Origin of the sequence: Haloplanus ruber (assembly GCF_024494725.1) — an archaeon.
Taxonomy (GTDB): domain Archaea; phylum Halobacteriota; class Halobacteria; order Halobacteriales; family Haloferacaceae; genus Haloplanus; species Haloplanus ruber.
The window spans coordinates 86,765-105,675 of the sequence record NZ_JANHDK010000001.1 but is presented as its reverse complement, the minus strand read 5'-3'; the positions used below and the strand labels follow the sequence as shown (position 1 = coordinate 105,675).

At 61.0% G+C, this 18,911-nt stretch carries 19 protein-coding genes, 1 tRNA gene and 1 pseudogene; 12 read left to right on the top strand and 9 right to left on the bottom strand.

Annotation, left to right across the window (positions count from 1 at the left end; all coding sequences use genetic code 11):
• Positions 1-36: 36 nt before the first annotated feature.
• A complete protein-coding gene (locus NO878_RS00520) occupies positions 37-702 on the bottom strand; it encodes a hypothetical protein (protein ID WP_256404010.1) in 666 nt (221 codons plus the stop codon).
• Positions 699-1,208 (bottom strand): hypothetical protein, encoded by a 510-nt coding sequence (locus tag NO878_RS00515; RefSeq protein WP_256404009.1) that lies wholly within the window; start codon positions 1,206-1,208, stop codon positions 699-701. The genes NO878_RS00520 and NO878_RS00515 overlap by 4 nt, the downstream gene beginning before the upstream one ends.
• Positions 1,209-1,293: 85 nt before the next feature.
• Between NO878_RS00515 and NO878_RS00510 the strand changes: the two genes are divergently transcribed.
• Positions 1,294-1,845 carry a hypothetical protein gene (locus NO878_RS00510; RefSeq protein WP_256404008.1) on the top strand — a complete coding sequence of 184 codons (552 nt, stop codon included), beginning with the start codon at positions 1,294-1,296 and terminating at the stop codon, positions 1,843-1,845.
• On the opposite strand, the gene NO878_RS00505 is transcribed toward NO878_RS00510, so the two are convergent.
• Positions 1,846-2,817 carry a transcription initiation factor IIB gene (locus NO878_RS00505; RefSeq protein WP_256404007.1) on the bottom strand — a complete coding sequence of 324 codons (972 nt, stop codon included), beginning with the start codon at positions 2,815-2,817 and terminating at the stop codon, positions 1,846-1,848. It abuts the gene before it with no gap.
• A 249-nt stretch (positions 2,818-3,066) separates the two neighbouring features.
• Between NO878_RS00505 and NO878_RS00500 the strand changes: the two genes are divergently transcribed.
• The 5 genes from NO878_RS00500 (at position 3,067) to NO878_RS00480 (ending at position 5,317) form a co-directional block, all read left to right on the top strand.
• Positions 3,067-3,306, top strand: coding sequence for a glutaredoxin family protein (locus NO878_RS00500; RefSeq protein WP_256404006.1), 240 nt, complete (start codon positions 3,067-3,069; stop codon positions 3,304-3,306).
• Complete coding sequence (locus tag NO878_RS00495) at positions 3,303-3,836, top strand: cob(I)yrinic acid a,c-diamide adenosyltransferase (RefSeq protein WP_256404005.1); 534 nt, start codon at positions 3,303-3,305, stop codon at positions 3,834-3,836. The genes NO878_RS00500 and NO878_RS00495 overlap by 4 nt, the downstream gene beginning before the upstream one ends.
• A 21-nt stretch (positions 3,837-3,857) precedes the next feature.
• Positions 3,858-4,820, top strand: coding sequence for a DUF7282 domain-containing protein (locus NO878_RS00490; RefSeq protein WP_256404004.1), 963 nt, complete (start codon positions 3,858-3,860; stop codon positions 4,818-4,820).
• Positions 4,821-4,942: 122 nt separating this feature from the next.
• Entirely contained in the window at positions 4,943-5,200 is a 258-nt protein-coding gene (locus tag NO878_RS00485) for a DUF7553 family protein (RefSeq protein WP_256404003.1), read from the top strand.
• Between the two features lie 42 nt (positions 5,201-5,242).
• Positions 5,243-5,317, top strand: a tRNA-Val gene (locus NO878_RS00480).
• Between the two features lie 245 nt (positions 5,318-5,562).
• On the opposite strand, the gene NO878_RS00475 is transcribed toward NO878_RS00480, so the two are convergent.
• The 4 genes from NO878_RS00475 to NO878_RS00460 form a co-directional block, all read right to left on the bottom strand.
• Positions 5,563-6,579 (bottom strand): Zn-binding domain-containing protein, encoded by a 1,017-nt coding sequence (locus NO878_RS00475; RefSeq protein WP_256404002.1) that lies wholly within the window; start codon positions 6,577-6,579, stop codon positions 5,563-5,565.
• 234 nt (positions 6,580-6,813) lie between these two features.
• Positions 6,814-9,597 carry a DUF5797 family protein gene (locus NO878_RS00470; protein ID WP_256404001.1) on the bottom strand — a complete coding sequence of 928 codons (2,784 nt, stop codon included), beginning with the start codon at positions 9,595-9,597 and terminating at the stop codon, positions 6,814-6,816.
• Between the two features lie 242 nt (positions 9,598-9,839).
• Positions 9,840-10,325, bottom strand: a complete 486-nt coding sequence (locus NO878_RS00465; protein ID WP_256404000.1) for a DUF8154 family protein — start codon at positions 10,323-10,325, stop codon at positions 9,840-9,842.
• A complete protein-coding gene (locus NO878_RS00460; RefSeq protein WP_256403999.1) occupies positions 10,315-10,983 on the bottom strand; it encodes a nucleotidyltransferase domain-containing protein in 669 nt (222 codons plus the stop codon). Before NO878_RS00460 ends, NO878_RS00465 begins: the two co-directional genes overlap by 11 nt.
• A 130-nt stretch (positions 10,984-11,113) precedes the next feature.
• On the opposite strand from NO878_RS00460, the pseudogene NO878_RS00455 reads away from it, so the two are divergent.
• A pseudogene (locus tag NO878_RS00455) lies at positions 11,114-11,611 on the top strand (DUF7961 domain-containing protein); the annotation flags it as partial.
• Between the two features lie 405 nt (positions 11,612-12,016).
• Here NO878_RS00455 and NO878_RS00445 read toward each other — a convergent pair.
• Positions 12,017-12,460 (bottom strand): site-specific integrase, encoded by a 444-nt coding sequence (locus tag NO878_RS00445; RefSeq protein WP_256403998.1) that lies wholly within the window; start codon positions 12,458-12,460, stop codon positions 12,017-12,019.
• A gap of 204 nt (positions 12,461-12,664) precedes the next feature.
• On the opposite strand from NO878_RS00445, the gene NO878_RS00440 reads away from it, so the two are divergent.
• From NO878_RS00440 to NO878_RS00420, 5 genes are all read left to right on the top strand, one after another.
• Positions 12,665-13,966 carry a hydroxymethylglutaryl-CoA reductase, degradative gene (locus NO878_RS00440; protein ID WP_256405441.1) on the top strand — a complete coding sequence of 434 codons (1,302 nt, stop codon included), beginning with the start codon at positions 12,665-12,667 and terminating at the stop codon, positions 13,964-13,966.
• Positions 13,963-15,315: an acyclic terpene utilization AtuA family protein gene (locus NO878_RS00435; protein ID WP_256403997.1), complete on the top strand. Its 1,353-nt coding sequence runs from the start codon at positions 13,963-13,965 to the stop codon at positions 15,313-15,315. The genes NO878_RS00440 and NO878_RS00435 overlap by 4 nt, the downstream gene beginning before the upstream one ends.
• Entirely contained in the window at positions 15,308-15,682 is a 375-nt protein-coding gene (locus tag NO878_RS00430) for an AtuA-related protein (protein ID WP_256403996.1), read from the top strand. Before NO878_RS00435 ends, NO878_RS00430 begins: the two co-directional genes overlap by 8 nt.
• A 496-nt stretch (positions 15,683-16,178) precedes the next feature.
• On the top strand, positions 16,179-16,640 hold the full coding sequence (locus NO878_RS00425) for a hypothetical protein (RefSeq protein WP_256403995.1): 462 nt from the start codon (positions 16,179-16,181) through the stop codon (positions 16,638-16,640).
• Positions 16,641-18,167, top strand: a complete 1,527-nt coding sequence (locus NO878_RS00420) for a sodium:solute symporter family transporter (RefSeq protein ID WP_256403994.1) — start codon at positions 16,641-16,643, stop codon at positions 18,165-18,167.
• Positions 18,168-18,297: 130 nt separating this feature from the next.
• On the opposite strand, the gene NO878_RS00415 is transcribed toward NO878_RS00420, so the two are convergent.
• A complete protein-coding gene (locus NO878_RS00415) occupies positions 18,298-18,831 on the bottom strand; it encodes a hypothetical protein (RefSeq protein WP_256403993.1) in 534 nt (177 codons plus the stop codon).
• Positions 18,832-18,911 lie beyond the last annotated feature (80 nt).

The window sequence follows — 18,911 nt, the reverse complement described above, 5'->3', positions numbered from 1 at the left end:
CGGGGGTGGGCGGTCGCCGGCGAAAAAGCCTGCGGGTCAACCGGTCTCGTCACCGTCCGGAGCGGGTGCGTCGTCGCCCCCGTCTCGCTCCTCCTCGTCGCCGGCGTCCCGCACGTCGCCGAGGCGTTCGACCGCCTCGTCGTCCGCCGCAGACACGGCGGTACGCCCCCCTGGCGACTCGTGGTGGCCGTCGCCGCGTTCCCCGTCCGGTCGCACGTCCGTCGCGCCACACAGGGGACATGCCTCGGTCGGATCGTCGACTGCCGTCCCGCAGACCGCGCAGGCGAACCCGTCGGCCGCGTCGTCGTCCGCGTCACCCCGGTCGTCCGCCATCTCTGGGTCGGCACCCGAACTGTTCGCCCGATCACCCTCCGCCGGCGTGTCGGCGGCGCCGCCGGCCACCGACTCGGCGTCGGGGATGGACACCCGGCCCCGCTCAGCTTCCTCGTCGTCGGTGGGATCAGACGGGGCCTCGTGTTCGGCCCCGGAGGTCGACGCACCCCGGACAGGCGCCGACTCCGTGGGAGACGAGTGATCGAGGTCCGACGGTGTCTCTAGGGGGCGGTCGTCCCGATGGACGACGGTCGGCGAGTCGCGCGCGTCCTGGCCGTCGACGTCCGCGGACACGTCGTCACCGTCGGTCGTTTCGGCGCCGAAAACGGACCCCAGCCAGGAGCGGAGGCGGTCCAGAAGCCCGGTCATCGGTAGTGTTTGAACAGGAGGGCCTTCACGTCGTCTTTGGTCCGCACTTGCTCGGTCGTGCCGTCGGGCAACGCCACCGCGTATCGCTCGTCGCCGTCGGATTCGTCCCACTTGTCGTCGTGGGTGTCAAGCAGACTCATCATCTCGTTTAACATGTCGTCGTCGCCGCCGGTCACGGGGTCGCCGTTCGACGCCCTGGCCTGGTCGTCACCGTCTCCCCTCTCGTCGTCACCGCCGTCGTCGACGACCCGTGCCGTCGCCGCCTCGGTGCCGTCGGTCGGCTCTCCCGCGTCGCCCGCGTCGGCCGCGTCGGTCGTGGCGTCGCCCGCGTCGGCCGTCGCGGTCCCGGGATCGGCCGCCTCGTCGTGTTCGTACCGGTCGAGGAGATACTCGACGGCGTCGCGGGGCCGGACGTGGCCGTACTTGCCGACCACGTCGCGCGCAATCTCCTCCTGGAGGGCGCGGAGGCGTTCCTCCTGTTCCGGGGTGATCTCGATTTCGGGCATGGTCCCGGTTTGCGTCCCGTGACGTATGAAGGTGGGCGTCTCCGCGACCGACACACTCTCGTTGATCGCTCGCTAACGGCGGCGTATGCGGGTCAGAGAGTGGCAAGACATTCTCGACGACGTGAGCGAAGGGAGCGTCGACCCGGACGGGTGGCGTGCCGTCGCCGGACAGCGCCGTGACGGCGTCGGGGAGGACCTCTATCTCGGTCACCCCGGCGTTGGCGTCTACCACCTGAAGACGTACGCGAAAAATCCCTACGACGTCCGCGGCGTCGGGGCGAAGGTCGCGCGGTCGCTCGACGACGAACTCACACCACAGTTCCCGACCGAAGAGCGCCCCCGGCGCTTCGCGGTGCAGTCGCCGCCGGACGACGAGGACGAGGCCGAGTCGGCGGCGAGACGACTCGCCGAGACGGTGAAGGTGCACGCGGAGGCGCCGACGACGCCGGAGGACTTCTTCGAGGACGTGATGGACGCCGTCGACAGTCCAGCCTACGGGCCGATGTCGTTCGACCTCGCGGACCGCCCCGAACCGCTGGACACCCTCTCGGAGACGTTCGCGGAGGCGGAGAAACTGCTCGATGCGGAACTGGAGGCGTTGATCGAGGACGACGGCGTCGGCCGCGGCTTCCAGTAACTACGCGGCGTCGGCGGCGCCCTTTGCTTCGAGAAGTTCCTTGTACCGGTTGCGGATGGTGACCTCGCTGATGTTGGCCACCTCGCTGACCTCGCTTTGGGTCACCGTCTCGTTGGTGAGAAGGGCGGCGGCGTAAACGGCGGCGGCCGCGAGACCGACCGGGCTCTTGCCGCTGTGGACGCCCCGCTCGCGCGACGACTGGAGGAGTTCACGAGCCTGTCGGCTCACCTCCTCGGAGAGGTCGAGATCGGAGGCGAAGCGAGGGACGTACTGCTCGGGGTCGGCGGGTTTGACCTCGAGTTTGAGTTCGCGGACGACGTACCGGTAGGTCCGGGTCAACTCCATCTTCTCGACGCGGGAGACGGTGGCGATTTCGTCGAGCGAGCGGGGGGTGCCGGCCTGACGGGCGGCGGCGTAGAGCGCCGCGGTAGCGACACCCTCGATGGAACGGCCAGGGAGCAGATCCTCGCTCAGCGCACGCCGATAGATGACGCTCGCAGTCTCGCGGACGTTCTCCGGCAGGCCGAGCGCCGAGGCCATGCGGTCGATCTCGCCGAGGGCCTGCTTGAGGTTGCGCTCCTTCGAGTCGCGGGTGCGGAACCGCTCGTTCCAGGTGCGGAGGCGCTGCATCTTCTCGCGCTGCCGCGAGGAGAGCGCCCGCCCGTAGGCGTCCTTGTTCTGCCAGCCAATGTTCGTCGATAACCCCTTGTCGTGCATCATCTGGGTCGTCGGCGCGCCGACGCGGGACTTGGAGTCACGCTCGCTAGAGTCGAAGGCGCGCCACTCGGGACCGTGGTCGATTTCGTCTTCCTCGACGACGAGCCCGCAGTCCGCACACACCGTCTCGCCGTGCTCCTCGTCGGTTACGAGAGAGCCGCTGCACTCGGGACAGCTCGGTCCCGTTCGCTCGTCTGTCTGTTCCTGTTCTCGCTCGGCTGCGTCCGTGGTACTGTATGTCGTGGTTTCGCTCATGGTTGGTGTCGGATGCCCCCGTACCGAGAGAGAAACGAAGAGACGAACGGCGGGTGGGTCCTTACCAGAGGTACGTCCGTAAGACTTATAAAAATTTTGGCCCCGAAACGCCCGAATTCGGGACGTTAACGGTCTTACACGGGGATTTGGCCGTGTGAGTCGGACACACGGTCGGGGGCGGCGACGTATATATGGATTGCGTTCGGCGGACGGGCCAAGCTACTTGACCGCCGCGGCCGAACGCGCGGTATGTCGATCACGCTCTACGCGCTCGACGGCTGCCCGTACTGTGAGACCGTTCACGACGCCCTCGCGGCCAACGACATCGCGTACGAGACCGTCTGGGTCGAGGCGCTTCACTCGGAACGAAACGAGGTGAAACGAGTCAGCGGCCAGCGGTCCGTTCCGGTCCTCATCGACGACGATCACGGCGTCACGATGGCGGAAAGCGACAACATCGTACAGTACGTCGAGCGAACCCTGGCATGACCGTCTACACCGGTCGCGGCGACGAGGGCATGACCGACCTGCGGGATATGTCCCGCGTCTCGAAGACGAGTCCCCGAATCGAAGCTTACGGCACCGTCGACGAGGCCAACGCGCTCATCGGGACGATCAGACCGACGGGGTACGACGACGTCGACGACCGCCTCGAACGGATCCAGAACCACCTCCACATCGTCCAGGCTGACTTCGCCACGCCCGACCCGGACGAGGACGACCCCGCCGTCGGCGAGGCCCACGTCGAGGAACTGGAGGCGTGGATCGACGAGGCCGACGAGGAACTCGACCCGCTGACGTCGTTCGTTCTCCCCGGAGGGAGCGAGGCCGGCGCCGCCCTTCACCACGCCCGGACGGTCGTCAGGCGTGCGGAGCGCCGAGCGGTCGACCTCGCCGATGCCGACCCCGTGAACCCCGTCGCGGTCGCCTACCTGAACCGACTCTCCGACGTACTGTTTACGTTCGGTCGTCTCGTCAACGCCCGTGACGGCGTCCGCGAGGATCGCCCGACGTACTGAGTCGCCCGGGAGACGATTCGGATGACTACGCCACGGCTGACACGAGCGCTCGGATTCGTCGCCACGTTCGTGGTGGTGCTCTCGGTCGTCGCTCCTAGCGGCGCGGTCGCCGTTCCGGGCGGGGTCCCCGGCACACCCAACGCGGTCGGCGCCGACTCACCGCGTTCCATCGCGGTGGTCGACGTCGTGTCCGCGGACGGCCCGAATCGCTCCGGTGTCCACCCCGTTGAGGTCGGGTCGACGCTCGTCGTGCGCGGGACGACCAACCGCCGACCGGACGACAACGCCATCGACGTGACGGTGACTGACGGTCCCGACGCGGACCGCTTCGGCTTCGCCGTCGTCGAGACGTGGGGCTACGACGGTGTCTGGACCGTCCGCCTCGCCGTACCAGCCACAATCACACCCGGGACGTACACCCTCTCCGTGCGGGTCGACGACGAAACCGACGTACAGCCGTTCGAGGTGGTCGAGCGCCGCCCCGCGGCCATCGGCCGTGCCACGCTGAGCGACGCCACACGAACTGTTGCCGGCGAGTCGGTGCCAGCCGGCGCCGTCGCCGTCCGCAATGTCACCCTCCCCGATGGCGGCTACGTCGAGATTCGTCGGGGCGACGCTCTCGCCGGCCAGTCGGCGTACCGCGCCACCGGGAGCCACGCCGTCGTCGTCGTCCCCGTCGACGGTGTCGACGCCGAGAGCGACCTGCGGGCCGTCGCCGTCCGCGGAACGCCCGACGCGGCCGACGACCCGTACCGTCGGAACGGGACGGCGGTCGCCGTCGCGGTATCGCTGCCACCGGTCGGACCGACCGCAACCCCGACCCGGACCCCGACGGCGAGTCCGACGCCGAGTCCGATCACCCAGCCGCCGTCATCAACTGCGACGCCCGCCCCAACGACCGGATCGAGTCCCGGGTTCGGTGTCCTCGCCGCTCTCCTCGCCGTCGTCGCGGGACTCGGTGCCCGCGTCGTCGGCCAATCCTGAGACGGACTGTCGCAACTGTGTCCCGGGCCACCGGGCCGTCTCGACGGCCCACCAGTGACGACGTATGATAACCCGAGTCACTCACCACAAGAAATATATCTGTTGTCGTCGTTTGGTCATATATGAACAAACACTTCGAAGACACGCTGTACTACATCGGCCGCGCTGGCGAACACGCGAAAGAGGGGGTCTTGGAGGAACTCGACCCGCTGGAGGAGCGATTCCGAGAACTCACTGGGAACGAGACGGAACCGGAGCCGTCGCGCCTCGAGCAGTTACAGGACGACTTACAGGAACTGGAAACGCGGGCGGAGGGTGAGGCGAAGACGGCCATCGAGGACGCCCGCGAGCGCATCCGCCAATACCGGTCGAGCGAGTAAGACAATCCTTAAGTCGGCGTCGCCGGTATCAGCGTACAGCGAGGGTTGGTGGTCTAGCCCGGTTATGACGGCTCCTTCACACGGAGCAGGCCGGCGGTTCGAATCCGCCCCAACCCATCCGTAATCCGCACGATTCGCAACCCTCCCGTTTTCTCGCGTTTTAGCGCTTGTAGCGCCGGAACCGAATTTTCAGCCGGCGTTTGAGTGCCCGCTGAATTTTCGGAACCCATACGGATCGTGTGCGGCTCTCGCCTCCGTCCGGGACTCAGTACACATGAGGTACAAGGATCGTGATTAATCTGGCGGCGGCTGACGAACGACATCATACGAGAAATTCGGGCGAATTAGACGCTCTAATGCCGCTAAATCGTCTCCCAGATCTTGGGGACTTGGCTTTCGTCAGTCACCGAGATGACTCGGTATCCCATCCGCTTCAGTCGACTCCGCTTTCGCTCATCGTCTTCCTTGACGTAGTCTTTCTCGTGAGCGGGTCCATCGACGAACACCGCGACAGCGGTGCCTGCTCGATCGTAGAAGAAGTCCGGTTTCGCAACCGGCTCATCTCCATCGTAGATGACATGCTGGGCCTCGTCGGGAAGCGTAAAGCCCTCGTCACGAATTACATGGAGGACAGTACGCTCGAAGTTGGAATCGCAAGCTTCCAGCAACTCGTCAAAATCTCCGCCCTCGTGGTTCTCGCTGGCTATTTCGGTGAGCGCTGCAGTTTCCATGCTTTCCAGCCACGTCTCAACGAGTGCTCTATCGAAGAGTTCGTGTTCCGACTGGTTGTAGAACGACATTAGACACTCGTAACAGGCCCGCTCGCAGCCTTCGTCATCCGGATCGCCATGGAGGACAGTCTGTGTCTCTCGAGCAACCTGTCTAAACCGCGCTTCGTCCATCAGCGAGTGCAACACTCCGGCTCCGCCCTCACTGGTCTCGTAGAACACGATGGTCACTTGTCCGTGTTCGCCCGTCGCCGGTTTGACGAACGTGTCTATCTCTTCTTCCTCAAGGTCGAACGCAACGAGGATACCCTGATAGACGGTCTCTTTGAGAGTTCGGTCGAATTCCTCTGCTCGCTGCGGCTCGATGTCGGCCGGAAGCGGAGACGTCAACGTGACCGTGTCGTGTTGCCCCTCGGAGAATAGCTCTATATCGCGCTTGATCGCTTCCTCAGACGCATTCGCATAGCACTCCGAGTCGTCTTCGTCGGTGTGACTCTCTATCTGGTCGCTGGTTAGCCACCGGTTACATTCCATACAGAGCGCGAACCCATCGGGGTCGTCGTCATCGGCGTCCCGTAGTCCGCTATTGACGAGGATGATGTTCGCACTCCCTTCGTACGTGACGCGGGCTTCGACTCCATCGCCTTCCAAGTCGTAGCTTTGCGGGTCGGAACGCTCGTAGTAGCTGTTGATTTCGTAGCCCTGACGTCGCCGTTCTTCCTCGTCGCTCGTGATGTACTCCTCCGGACGAGCGTGTTGATTTGGCAACTCCATCGCGTTCGGATTTGGATGGGCATTGTCATCCTTTCAGATCCACTCATTCACAAGACGAAGGAATCCTGAATCACCTAGTATTGACACCCTCGACCGGACGGAAACAGATGCTCAATCAACCTTCGCGGAGACCAATTCCTGAGCCTTCGCAGTTGGCTGTATTTTTTGATTCGAATCGCGTTCGAAATAGTCCATAAGCTCATCACTTAGATACTTCCAGGCATCTCTACCTTTGTCCATATCCCAAGCCTCCGCGAGTTCGCTATTCGTTGTCGGAGCCAGACGAACGATATCTTGAACCCGCGAGTACACATGGCTCTCTTCAGGCTCATCTGACTTGGTCTGTGGACTCTCTAATATGCTATTCATTTCCGGTTTCCAGACTTGTTCAGGTGATTCCGCATTAGTCCACTCGCCGGATTGCCAATCGAAGATTCCACCACGATCGGCAGCATACCGGACGAATTTTCTAAGGGTATTACCCAGCGGTGCGTTCTCTTCGATCGCTGAACGGTTACCCAGCATAATGAAGCGATTTTTCGGACGCGTTGAGGCGACATTGAAACGATTCGGATTTCCGGAAAATCGCAGCCCGCCCTTTTCGGTGTTGACAGCGCTACAGATGATAACATCACGCTCCCTGCCTTGGAAGCCGTCAACTGTCGACACCTCCACGTCACCATATTCCGGGATTTCGTCGGCGATCATACTCCGTTGGCCGCGATAGGGTGTGATGACTCCCAGTTCGTTTTCTGCGAGCCCGTTTTTCATAAACTCTCCGACAATTTCTCTTACGACCTCGATTTCTGCCGTATTGATCGATCCACTGAATCGCTTGCGCCAGGCTTCCTCGCCGGTCACGTCGACGAAAACTACTGGTGGGCCAGCAGCGACTGCTTCGGCCTTTGAGGCAAATTGAGTTTTCGGGGACAAATTAATCCCTCCTGGACAGGTATCATCGATTTCAATTTGGTTTTCGTATATATGCTCTTGAGCGAATCCGATAATATCCTCATGACTCCGATAGTGGTGTTTGAGCCACTGTTCGATGTCGTAGCGGTTCCTGAGGAACGAAAAGATCGATGCACCCGGTGGTGGACTCCCATCATTCGTACTAACCGTTTTGATGACTGGTTGCAGTTGATTGTGATCGCCAACGACGACCCACTTTTTCGCATTCACCATGCCCAAGAGACCGAGCGGGACCGGAATCTGGCTCGCTTCATCGATAATGACCGTGTCGAAGTCTACTTGAGCGAGACCGCCGAGCTGCGAGCGAATAATGGTTGCTCCGGTAATGTCGGCACCCCTTGTTGAGGCAGCCTCCGCTTGTTCCTGGAGTTCTCGGATGAGGCGTCTCGACTCCGTCAACTTCTCTTGTTTCGCGGCGATCTCGGCGGCTACTTCATCAGCATTCGTTGAATTGACTGGGTTTGTCTCTGCAGCATTCTCGATAACGGATCGGTTCTTTTCGAGATTCCGTATTTTGTCGTTGAGCGTGCTGATGCCGGATTTCAGCTTCTCGACCATGTCGAGTACTTCGGAGATTTTCTCGTCGTCGCTATCTTCAATCACCTTCGACAGCATCAGTTCCTTGGATCCTTTCGAGAGCTTCTCCGGTCGACCAGCTCGGACGACTCGATGGTCGTCTTGTGTCGCAAGCTTCTCGATAACGTTGTCGACAGCGATGTTCGTATGAGAGGTCACCAACACGCGCTCACCGGCTGTAGCGAGTTCGTGTGCGGCTTTCGCGATAACCTCCGTTTTTCCCGATCCCGGTGGTCCGACAACGAGTGAAAGCCCCCCTTGTTTTAAACCAAGCATCCTGCGTAATACTCGTTTCTGGGAATCATCAAGTTCGAACTCGTCAAAACTCTCGTAAGAGGTCGGCTCCTTTGTTGCTGAGCTGTCGATTGTAGTTTGTTCCAGCGTGTTCAGTAACCGGGGTGCATTAGTTGCAAGTTTCTCAACCGTCGAGTCCTCTTTTTCAGGACCCCGCCACCCTGCAAAATCGCGACGAACTTCGTACAGGAATCCAGATTGCTGGGTTGTTGCGATACTGGATTCGGAGCTACAGATGGTTATCGTCTGGCCCTTCGCAAGACCAGCGGCGGACGTGCTCTCGTAGTCGACTTGGATTCTCTTGCCATCGGTGTTGACGACGCTTCCGAGATACTGCAGGCCCGAGTCAGTGATATAGCCGGCGCGACCCCCTTCTTCAACCCACCCTGGGAGTGAGGTATCCGATTGTAGGACGAGGAAATTCTTGGCTCTGTTCTGACTGACGACTCTGACGTCCATCTGCTGTCGCCATCTGGATTTGCTCTCTTCTTCCCCTTCATCGTAAACGAGAGCAGGCCAAGCAGGAAACCGAGCACCGCAGGCTGTACATCGGAACGGGAATGGGTCTGGCAGTCTCTCTCCGCAGCTATCGCAATACCTGTACGTTTGCTTGTCACTTGTGTGGGACTTCTCGATTCGCTTGAGTTGCTGCTTATTCTTGGAAAAATACGTTCGGACGCGCTCAACCTCCGAGTCGATGGCGTCCGTTTTGATTGTTTTTATGTGCCCATCGATGTGAGAGGCGAGGATGGAAAACCCAGTCGTAACGTCGGTATCGGTATAATTGACCACTTCAGCACCGACACAACGGAGTGCACCCGCAACAGCGGCATCAGAGCCGTAGGTGTCCTTGCAAAACTCGACCGCTTGAGTGGGGTGTTCCTTGAGCCACGTTTTTCTGGTCCCGAACTCGTCTGGTATTTCAAAATTCAGATACGGCGGTTGGTTTGAGATGAGATACCCGCCATCGGCTAAAATATTGACACGATGCATAGTTTCGCTGGGGACATCCAGCTCCCGACCTATTTCCTGATATACCCGCCAAGGGACCATATCCGGCTGTCTCATTCTTATTATAAATAATCTTATCTGGATTCCCCGTGTTTGATAGAGAATTGAATAGTTCAAATACAACTACTGTTTGGAATTTGACCTCAAAATATATTTTACGTGTCATTATCAGAAGAGGCGGTACGATTGATAATCTGCTGCGGAGGAGCCAATAAGTTCGCCTTTCCGTTGACCGCTAATTCAAGATCCTCTGTTGCGGCGGTCGCACACTTTGGAGCGGCTGGTCAGCAGAGACACTCGTGACTGACCTGACTTCCATCGACCAGATGTTGGTGGAGAGCGGCTGCGAGCTCCTCCATGGCTACTGCCTGCGCTTCGGTCGCTACCCCGAGTCGATAGTACGTTTTCGTTCGATTCTGGTTCCACAGCTCGGCAAGCTCGGTAGCGAACTCCTCGTCGTAGAGCCCGACCTCGGCCCCGCGCTGGTAGAGCCGGCGATGGCTGCTGATTACCTCGGACGGCTCCATCGCACCGTCGTGGATGAGGCGAAACTGGATGGTGCGTTCGATCGCCACGAACGACGATTCGATAACCACCGTGTAGTAGCCCCGATCCAGTAGCAACGATGCTGCCGCACGTAGCCGGCACGCACGCCGAAGTTGGACCAACTCCGCCTCATCGACGTCGAGCCCTTCCTCGATCCGTTCGGGTGATTGCTCGAAGCTCCGCTCCGCGGCGGCCAGCGCGTCCGTGACGTCGTCATTCTCCATCGCCATACACCTCCGAGCGAATCGTCGACAGCTCCTCCGAGCTGACGAGCGTAATCCCGCCGTCGAACTGCTGCTGGAGACGGTCGCCGATCCGTCTCGCGCTGTCGGTCGACTCAACCAGCACCTCGAACGAGAATCGATCCCCGTCAAACTTGGTCTTCTCTAGGTCACTGACGATGGATTGGACGGAACGACGGGCCTGGGTTCTGTCGCCGTCGACGAAGACCAGCAGATCGATATCGCTCGCGCGGTCGGCATCCCCGCGGGCGACGCTTCCGAACAGGAGGATACCGACCAGGTCGTCGAGTGCCTCCTGTGTTCGGTCGACGAGTTCCTTGAGTGGCTTGTGGAATTCGGACTGTGGAACCGAGAGGACGGGATCAGGCTTCGAGAGCCGGTCGCGACGAACACCGATGTACCGTTTTCTGCCATCTCGACGGGTCTGGATCGCTCCAGCCTCGTTGAGCAGGCGCACCGACTTCGAAATCGTCGCCTGGTTGGCGTCGACCATCTCCGCAAGTCGACTCACCGTGTACTCTTCGTATGGCCCTTCGATTAGCAGTCCGAGGAGATCCTGCATCGCCTGATAGCGGAATACTCGATCGCTCGGAAATGGATACTCCAGCGCGATCGTGGTCTTTTCTTTCCCAACAGGCATAGGATTCCTATTGGGAATATATTTGCATAAAACTAGGGTGTCACAATCGGCCATTCAGTAGAATATTTGATAATTCGTCTCGGCTTCGGCTGCCGGTACATTCATCTCGTCACTTTCAGATGTCAACGTAGTGTACCTCTATACCCCTGATGACATCGACCGCAAACGTGCCCACCACCAGGCCGTGAAACAGGACGCTGACGACGTCCCCGCCAAGCGCCGCGGCAATCTCGGGGAACTTGCCTTCGAACAGTTCTGCCGGGAGTACCTTCCCGTCGAAATGTGGGAGTGGGAGAACGAATAGGCGATCCGCAAGTGCAACCCCGAGAGCTTCTCCGCGTACGACTTCGAGGTGTTTGGCTACGAAATCGACGTGAAGACTTCCCGCGATGTCTCCGCATTCCGGCCGTCGAAGCTCCTCGACCAGAATCCCGACGACGAAATCATCGTGATGGTGTGGCATCGAGACAACAAGGATGGCACCTGGACCGCCCGAGATCTTGAAATCGAGGTGTCCGCTCAAGTCGAGACGCAAGACGAGGCCCTCGAACATCTCGATGCCGTCGTCGACGCGATCGAAGACGACGGTGGACGTGAACCCACCGAGGAGGAACTGCAAGATCTCGGAATCGATCCCGACGAGAACACACCGGATCGCGGCGGCCTGCCGGACGCTCTCACGTGATCAAATGGTCAAACGGGATTTCTCCGGCAAGAGTATTGTCAAAGTCCTCTGCAACGAGGGGAATTTCTGGGTCGATCGGATCGCCGGGGATCACTACATCCTCAAGTGAACACCCCCCGATGGACAGATGTTGAATCCCGTACTGTTTCGGTTCCATATTACGATAGTGTGAGTATCGGGACACTCCACGACATCGCCGACGACGCGGGCGCCAAGGACTTCGAGGAATTCTGCCGGCGGATCGATCGGAACCGGTGACTTTCCGCCGAGAAGTTTAGCGGGGTCTGGAAGGCTCTTAGACGTTGTAATCGTCAATTGAGGATGTCCCTACACTGAATTCGTTCAGATTCAAGCCCGGTTCAAATAGGAGTCCGGAGCGATTCCCTGTTCCGTGAGGAGCATTCGCGTGTCCCGACGCAGCGTCTCTTCGGCCTGCTGGTCATCGGGTGAGACTCGCGGCCTCATCACCTTGTCGTAGAGGTTCTCCGGGACGGCTTCGACGGAGCCACACCACTTGATGAAGACGCGCAACGAGCACAGGTAGTTGTTGAGCGTCATGAGATTGATGTCGCTACTCTCCTTCCGCCAGAGCCGGAGTGCTTGAAGATCGCGACCGGTGAGGTCGTTCAGATTGTCGACATCATTCTCCTCGCACCACTCGACGAACTCGCTCGTGTGGTACCGATGATTGCGCACCGTCGACTCGGTGCATTCGGTCTCCTTGTGGTCGAGGAACAGTTGCTGCGCGGTTCGAGGATCGACCGGTTCTAGCTCGCTCTTTCGGGATTCCATGGTCGTTCTGGAGTCCCGGTAGAAGGCTCGAACTGCCTGGAATCGGGCGCGAAGGGAACCGGCGAGGTGCGTTATCTTCCCGCTCCAATCCACTCCCTTTTCGCACGTTCGTGAACGTAGTACGAAGCAGGCCGGCGTTCCTGCCAAGCGTAGCGAGGCGGGAAGCGCTGGACGAACAGATCGCAAGAGTCCGCCCATCACAAAATTAATAGTGACAGTACAGGACTCACCCGTATGGATTCGCGTCTCTCTGGTTTCTACAAGGGATCGCCCGCGGAGCGCCGACAGGCGTTGATCGATGCCGGCGTCGACCCGGAGACAGTTGAATCGCTGCGGGGAGGTGCGTTGGGTGTCGACGGTGCGGACGGAGTGAGCGAGAACGTCGTCGGGACGCTCGAGTATCCGATTGGGATTGCGACAAATTTCCGTATCGACGGCGAAGATACGCTCGTGCCCATGGCGGTGGAGGAGACGAGTGTCGTCGCGGCGGCGTCGTTCGGGGCACGGATGGCCCGCGGGACTGACGGGTTCACGACCGACGTGTCGGGGCCGATCATGATTGCACAGATTCAGGCGACGGACGTGCCGGCACCGCATCACGCTAAGTCGACGGTGCTCGACGCGGCAGACGACCTGATCGAACGCGCTAACGAGCAAGACCCGGTGTTAGTCGAACACGGGGGAGGGTGTGAGGACGTGCAGGCCCGGGTTATCGATACGCCGCGCGGCGAGATGCTCATCACCCACTTGATCGTCGATGTCCGTGACGCGATGGGTGGGAACGCAGTGAACACGATGGCGGAAGCGCTCGCACCGAAAATCGAGGAGTTGACCGGCGGGGACGTATCGCTCCGAATTCTCTCGAATCTCGCGGACAGGCGACTGGCTCGCGCGACGTGTACGGTCGAACCAGACGCGTTAGAGACTGACGACGTGGAACTGTCCGGCGAAGAGATCCGAGATCGGATCGTAAATGCGTGGGCGTTCGCGGCCGGTGACCCGTACCGCGCGGCGACGCACAACAAGGGGATTATGAATGGAATCGACGCGGTTGCAACGGCGACGTTTAACGACTGGCGAGCTATCGAAGCGGGTGCGCATGCATACGCGGCACAGGACGGATACGGGCCGTTGACGACGTACGAGGTGGATGCCGACGGGCGTCTCGCGTGTAGTATCGAACTCCCGATTCAGGTTGGAACCGTCGGTGGGGCAACGCGACTGCAGCCGACGGCGGAGGCTGCACTTGAACTGCTCGACGTAGACTCCGCAGACGACCTCGCCGGCGTGTTTGCGGCGGTCGGGCTTGCACAGAACTTTGCGGGGCTTCGCGCGCTCGTAAGCGAGGGGATTCAACGTGGTCACATGAACCTGCATGCGAAGAATATCGCGGTTCAGGCGGGGTCACCGGACGATCTTGTCGATGAAGTGGCGGCACGGATGGTCGCCGAGGAGACGGTGCGGCAGGACCGTGCGGAGGAACTGATCGACGAGCTGAGTGAATGACCGTTCGAATAGCTAACGCTGCCGGATTCTGGGGCGACTATCCGGATGCGACTGAGCGGCTCTTGGCGTCGGATGCAACGTTCGAATACCTACAACTGGAGTACCTCGCGGAGGTCACGATGGGGGTCCTCGACCGGCTCCGCGACCGTGATCCGGAGAAGGGGTACGCGACGGATTTCGTCGACTACGTCGTTGCCGAACACCTCTCGGAACTGATTGACCGCGGCGTGCGGGTGGTGACGAACGCCGGTGGGCTGAATCCGTCGTCGTGTGCGGCCCGGGTCCGCGAGCATGCCGCCGAGCAGAACGTGGACGTGACTGTCGCTACCGTGACCGGCGACGACCTCACGGACCAGTTGGACGGGCTACATGCCGAGTACGGGTTGGAGCCGTTCGAGGACGACACGCCGTACGAAGACGTGGCGGACGATATCGTGACGGCGGCGGCGTACCTGGGTGCGTTTCCGGTCGCGTCGGCGCTCGATGCGGGGGCCGACGTGGTGATTACGGGGCGCGTAGTCGACCCGGCGTTGGCGCTCGGCCCGTTGATCCACGAGTACGGGTGGGATCGAACACAGTACGACCGGCTTGCGGCTGGCACCGTCGCCGGACATCTCATCGAGTGCGGGACTCAGGTGACAGGGGGGAACTCGACGCGAGAGTGGGAGGCGATCGAGTACGACAACGTCGGATACCCGATCGTGGAGGTCGACGCCGACGGTGGGATGCGACTCACCAAACCGGACGGTACCGGCGGGGAGGTTTCGCGGGCGACGGTCGCACAGCAGTTGGTGTACGAAATCGGCGACCCGCAGGCCTATCTGACGCCGGACGTGGCTGTGGATTTCACCGCGCCCGACATTACGGAAGTTGCTGGTGATACGGTGGCGATTACGGGGTGTGAGGGGTCATCGCCACCGGACTCGTATAAGGTGAGCGTACACGTTGCGAACGGGTACCGTGTCGCGGGGAATATGCTGTACTCTCGCCCGGACGCGCTCGCGAAAGCGGAGCGTGCGGCGGCGGTGATCGAGTCACGGATCGAGGAGCGTGGCCTCTCAGTGTGGGAGACGCGTGCGGAGTTCGTCGGGCACGATGCGGCACACGGTCCAGCAGCGCCTGACCGTGACGACCACAACGAAGTGTTACTCCGGTTTGCCGCCCGTGGCCCGGACCGTGAGGACCTCCGTCGCTTGGGCACGGAGTTCGCCCCGCTGTCACTGGCCGGTCCGCCGAGTGTGACCGGGCTTACTGACAGCGGGCGACCACGGCCACGCCCGATTATCGACGTGTGGCCGACGCTGGTGCCACAGTCAGTCGTCGAACCGGAGGTGAGCGTCGGTGAGTAACGGCGAGAGTGAGGCCGCACCGTCGCCGGAGCAGGCCGTTCGAGTTGGCGAAATCGCGTACGGCCGCTCGGGTGATAAGGCGAACACGTTCAATATCGGGATCATCGCCGAATCCGAGGCTGCGTATCGTCGGTTGGATCGACAGTTGACTGCTGATCGCGTCGCTGCGTTGTTTGATGCGTTCGTTGACGGGTCGGTGACCCGGTATCGACTGCCGAATTTACTGGGGTTCAATTTTGTCGCTAGCGAGGCACTCGACGGTGGCGGACAGTTCAGCCTCCGGTACGACAGTCAAGGCAAAACGTACGCGGCCGCGGTGCTCCAGCTTGAGCTACCACCGGAGTCCAGTGAGGGGCGCGATGAGTGACGTCAGCCCCGGTCTGGTTTCGGAGTTCGAAAGGCCTCGGTGGTGGGAATCGCAGTGGTATCAGGTGTCGCCGCGGTCGTTCCGGCACTACGAACTGTTGTTCGAGCCGGAGCAGCTGTTGATGGTGTTTGCGGGGGAGTCGTACAAATCGTTTCTTCTCCGGCAAGACGGCCGTGAGCGGCGCGCGACAGAGATTGGTCGGGAGAACGCCAGAACCCCGGAGTCCCAGATTCTTGCCGATGACCATAATGACGTGATTTCACTGTCGGAAGTACACGAGATCAGAGTCCGAGAAGGGTCGTGGATCCGGAAGCCGAAGCTTACTGTTGACACAGCTAAAACACAATTAGAGTTTTATCACTTTTCGCGCACATACAGCGCCGACGACTTTGCGGAGTGGGCATGCAATACGTACGGAGAATCAGTAGTACGTTCCTCAAACTAAGGTATTCCATCATCTTTATATGTGAATTATCCATGGTATTGGCTGTCACGTATGGCACTCAATTTCAATCCTAGCGAAGACAAGTACGTCGTCGGGGGATTAGTTGCGGCGGTGGCGATGCTCGTGGCAATGTATTTCGGCGGGCAAGCTGGACAGATCGTATTTTCGGCGAGTGCGGTAGCGTTTATCGGGTTGTACGTACTGATCGGCGTACAATCGTCCGAACGGCGTCACGACACGAACGTCTTCAAGCTGATGATCGCCGGGTTGTGGCTAATCCTCGGCGTTGCGTTCGCGTTGCTGTGGCACTTCCATTTCCAAAATCCCGCGTACACTGACCCAACGTACTGGCTGGGCTTCCCGAGGGCGACAGCAGTCGTCGTCTACCTGCTGTGGATGCCGCCCGCGTTATATCTGATGTTCGCATACCCGTACCTCTTCAGCACGTACATTTGGGACGAAGAGCAGGTCGCGGAGTTCCGTGCGATGGGTTCCGACGAGGAGGGGAAATAAATGATCGCGATTCCCGAGGCCGTCTTGGCTCAAGTCTCGACGACGGAGACGATGAACCCGCTTATCGTCGGTGTCGTTGCGGTGTACTTACTCGGTATCGCCGCGATTGGTGTCTGGGCGACCGGTCAGACGGAGTCGACGTCGGACTTCCTGATCGCGGGTAAGCGATTCGGGATTTGGGCAGTGGCGTTCGCTGCCTTCGCCTCGATCATGAGCGGGTTCGGCTTCATCGGTGGCCCGGGACTGTTTTACGACGGCGGATACGGATTCCTCTGGATCGCCATCGTCGCACCGCTCGCGTTCCCGGTGTCGTGGTTCGTGCTCGGCAAAAAGATGCGACTGATGGCTGAGGTCCGTGAAATATTCACGATTCCCGACGCCGCGGTTGCTCGGTTCGACAGCGAGGCAGTCCGGCTATTGGTCTCCGTCTCCGTTCTACTGGGTGTCATCTCGTATCTCGGAGTCCAGTTCCTCGCTATCGCGTTCGTGCTCCAAACGGTGCTCGGAGTGAGCGAAGTCACCGCCCTCGCGATTGGACTCGTCGTCATCTCGATATACACCATCGGCGGTGGCATGATCGCCGGGATATTCACCGACCTCATCCAGGGCGGAATCATGGTTATCGGGAGCGTCGTTGTCTTTCTCCTCGCTCTGGACACGGTGAACGGCTTCAGCGCGATGAACCGTGAGTTGAGCAGTCAGATCCCGGAACTCGCCGGTGCATTCGGCGCGTTCCCGATCATGCTCGGACTCACCTGGTACTTCCTGTTTCTCGTTGGAAACTCCGGGCAGCCGCACATGGCACACAAACTGTACATGCTGCGTGACCCGAAACTGTTGAAATGGGGGGCGCCCATCGCCGCACTATCGTACTTCGCGGCCTCGCTCATGATGCTCGCACTCGGCGTCGGGATGCGGTCACTCGTTGAGACGGGGCAGTTTGCTGAACTCGCAAACCCCGACAACGCCGCTCCGATCTTCCTCGTCGAATTCACGCCGGCAATCGTCGCGGGCGTCGTGCTAGCGGCTGCCGTCGGCGCGGTGATGAGCACGAGCGACGCGTTCATCAATATCGGCGCCGCGAACCTCGCACGAGACATCCCGGAGAGCCTCGGATTCGAGTATGCCTCCGACCGACAGGAGTTACGCGCACACCGCGTGGCGACGGCACTCATCATCCTCGTGTCAGTACTGCTCGTCTACTACGTGGAGATTCTCGTCGGGTTGCTCGGCGTCGTCGGGTGGGGGCTGTTCGCCGCTGCCATCGTGCCGCTCCTCGGGATCGGGTTGAACTGGAAAGGCGCAACCACGGAAGGTGCAATAGCCGCTGGTGTTGTCGCGCTGTTCGGGAACCTCGGCCTAGCGATTGCCGTCCAGTTCTACGGCTTCTCGCTACCACACGGCTCCGCAACGGAAGCGCTCACGCTCCTCGTTGCAATCGTCGTCATGATCGCTGTGAGCCTCGTCACCAACACCAAGGCCCGAGACGATATCGACGACGACATCGAACGCGTCATCGACTCGTAGCGCCCCCAGGGTCACAAACGGCGCTGCGATACCGCTTCGGTCGGCATCTCCGGTTCGTAGTTCCACAGCCCCTCGTTAGGACCCGCTAGCGTCCGTCTGGGTACCCCTGTGGCCGGGAAACGACGGCCCCTCAGTCCACGCGGGTCCAAAGGTCGCGCCCGAGGACGACGACGGCGGCCGTCACGGGGAGCGCAACGGGGAGCGAGCCGACAGGTCCCATGTCCACGTCGAGAGCGACGCGCACGGCGACGACGATGGCAGGGAGGACCGGACCGCAGACCAGTGCGGCGCCGAGAAACGGCCGGTCGCCGCGGAGGTAGCCGCCGCCCCACGCGACCAGTCCCGGAAACAGGAGGACGAGCGCGAGCAACCCGAAGGCAACCCCGATCAACGCGTTGAACGCGGCGGACAGGTCGCCGGTCGCCCCGGGACCGGACGTCACGAGGATGACCGTCGCGAGCGTTCCGACGCCGGCGCCGACGAGGGCGACGGCCGCGGTCCAGCGCTGCCAGCGCACCATCTGTTCCCGATCACGGCGGAACAGCGAGAGCAGTCCCAGCAGTATCGACAGCACCGCGACCACCGCCACGACGGGGATGACCGTCCGCTCGACCCACAGGGCGCTAAACCGCGGCGGGTCGAAGACGTAGGAGTCGGTGGGCACGGGGCCGAACCACCGAGTCGGGACCGAGGCGATAGTGACGAGGGCCCCACCCAGCGCGGTCAGGGCACCGACGGGTCGTC

Bases quoted from the DNA above. Each gene is read 5' to 3' on its own strand.
- NO878_RS00520 (WP_256404010.1), bottom strand. From the start codon at position 702: ATGACCGGGCTTCTGGACCGCCTCCGCTCCTGGCTGGGGTCCGTTTTC.
- NO878_RS00515 (WP_256404009.1), bottom strand. From the start codon at position 1,208: ATGCCCGAAATCGAGATCACCCCGGAACAGGAGGAACGCCTCCGCGCC.
- NO878_RS00510 (WP_256404008.1), top strand. From the start codon at position 1,294: ATGCGGGTCAGAGAGTGGCAAGACATTCTCGACGACGTGAGCGAAGGG.
- NO878_RS00505 (WP_256404007.1), bottom strand. From the start codon at position 2,817: ATGAGCGAAACCACGACATACAGTACCACGGACGCAGCCGAGCGAGAA.
- NO878_RS00500 (WP_256404006.1), top strand. From the start codon at position 3,067: ATGTCGATCACGCTCTACGCGCTCGACGGCTGCCCGTACTGTGAGACC.
- NO878_RS00495 (WP_256404005.1), top strand. From the start codon at position 3,303: ATGACCGTCTACACCGGTCGCGGCGACGAGGGCATGACCGACCTGCGG.
- NO878_RS00490 (WP_256404004.1), top strand. From the start codon at position 3,858: ATGACTACGCCACGGCTGACACGAGCGCTCGGATTCGTCGCCACGTTC.
- NO878_RS00485 (WP_256404003.1), top strand. From the start codon at position 4,943: ATGAACAAACACTTCGAAGACACGCTGTACTACATCGGCCGCGCTGGC.
- NO878_RS00470 (WP_256404001.1), bottom strand. From the start codon at position 9,597: ATGGTCCCTTGGCGGGTATATCAGGAAATAGGTCGGGAGCTGGATGTC.
- NO878_RS00465 (WP_256404000.1), bottom strand. From the start codon at position 10,325: ATGGAGAATGACGACGTCACGGACGCGCTGGCCGCCGCGGAGCGGAGC.
- NO878_RS00460 (WP_256403999.1), bottom strand. From the start codon at position 10,983: ATGCCTGTTGGGAAAGAAAAGACCACGATCGCGCTGGAGTATCCATTT.
- NO878_RS00445 (WP_256403998.1), bottom strand. From the start codon at position 12,460: ATGGAATCCCGAAAGAGCGAGCTAGAACCGGTCGATCCTCGAACCGCG.
- NO878_RS00435 (WP_256403997.1), top strand. From the start codon at position 13,963: ATGACCGTTCGAATAGCTAACGCTGCCGGATTCTGGGGCGACTATCCG.
- NO878_RS00425 (WP_256403995.1), top strand. From the start codon at position 16,179: ATGGCACTCAATTTCAATCCTAGCGAAGACAAGTACGTCGTCGGGGGA.
- NO878_RS00420 (WP_256403994.1), top strand. From the start codon at position 16,641: ATGATCGCGATTCCCGAGGCCGTCTTGGCTCAAGTCTCGACGACGGAG.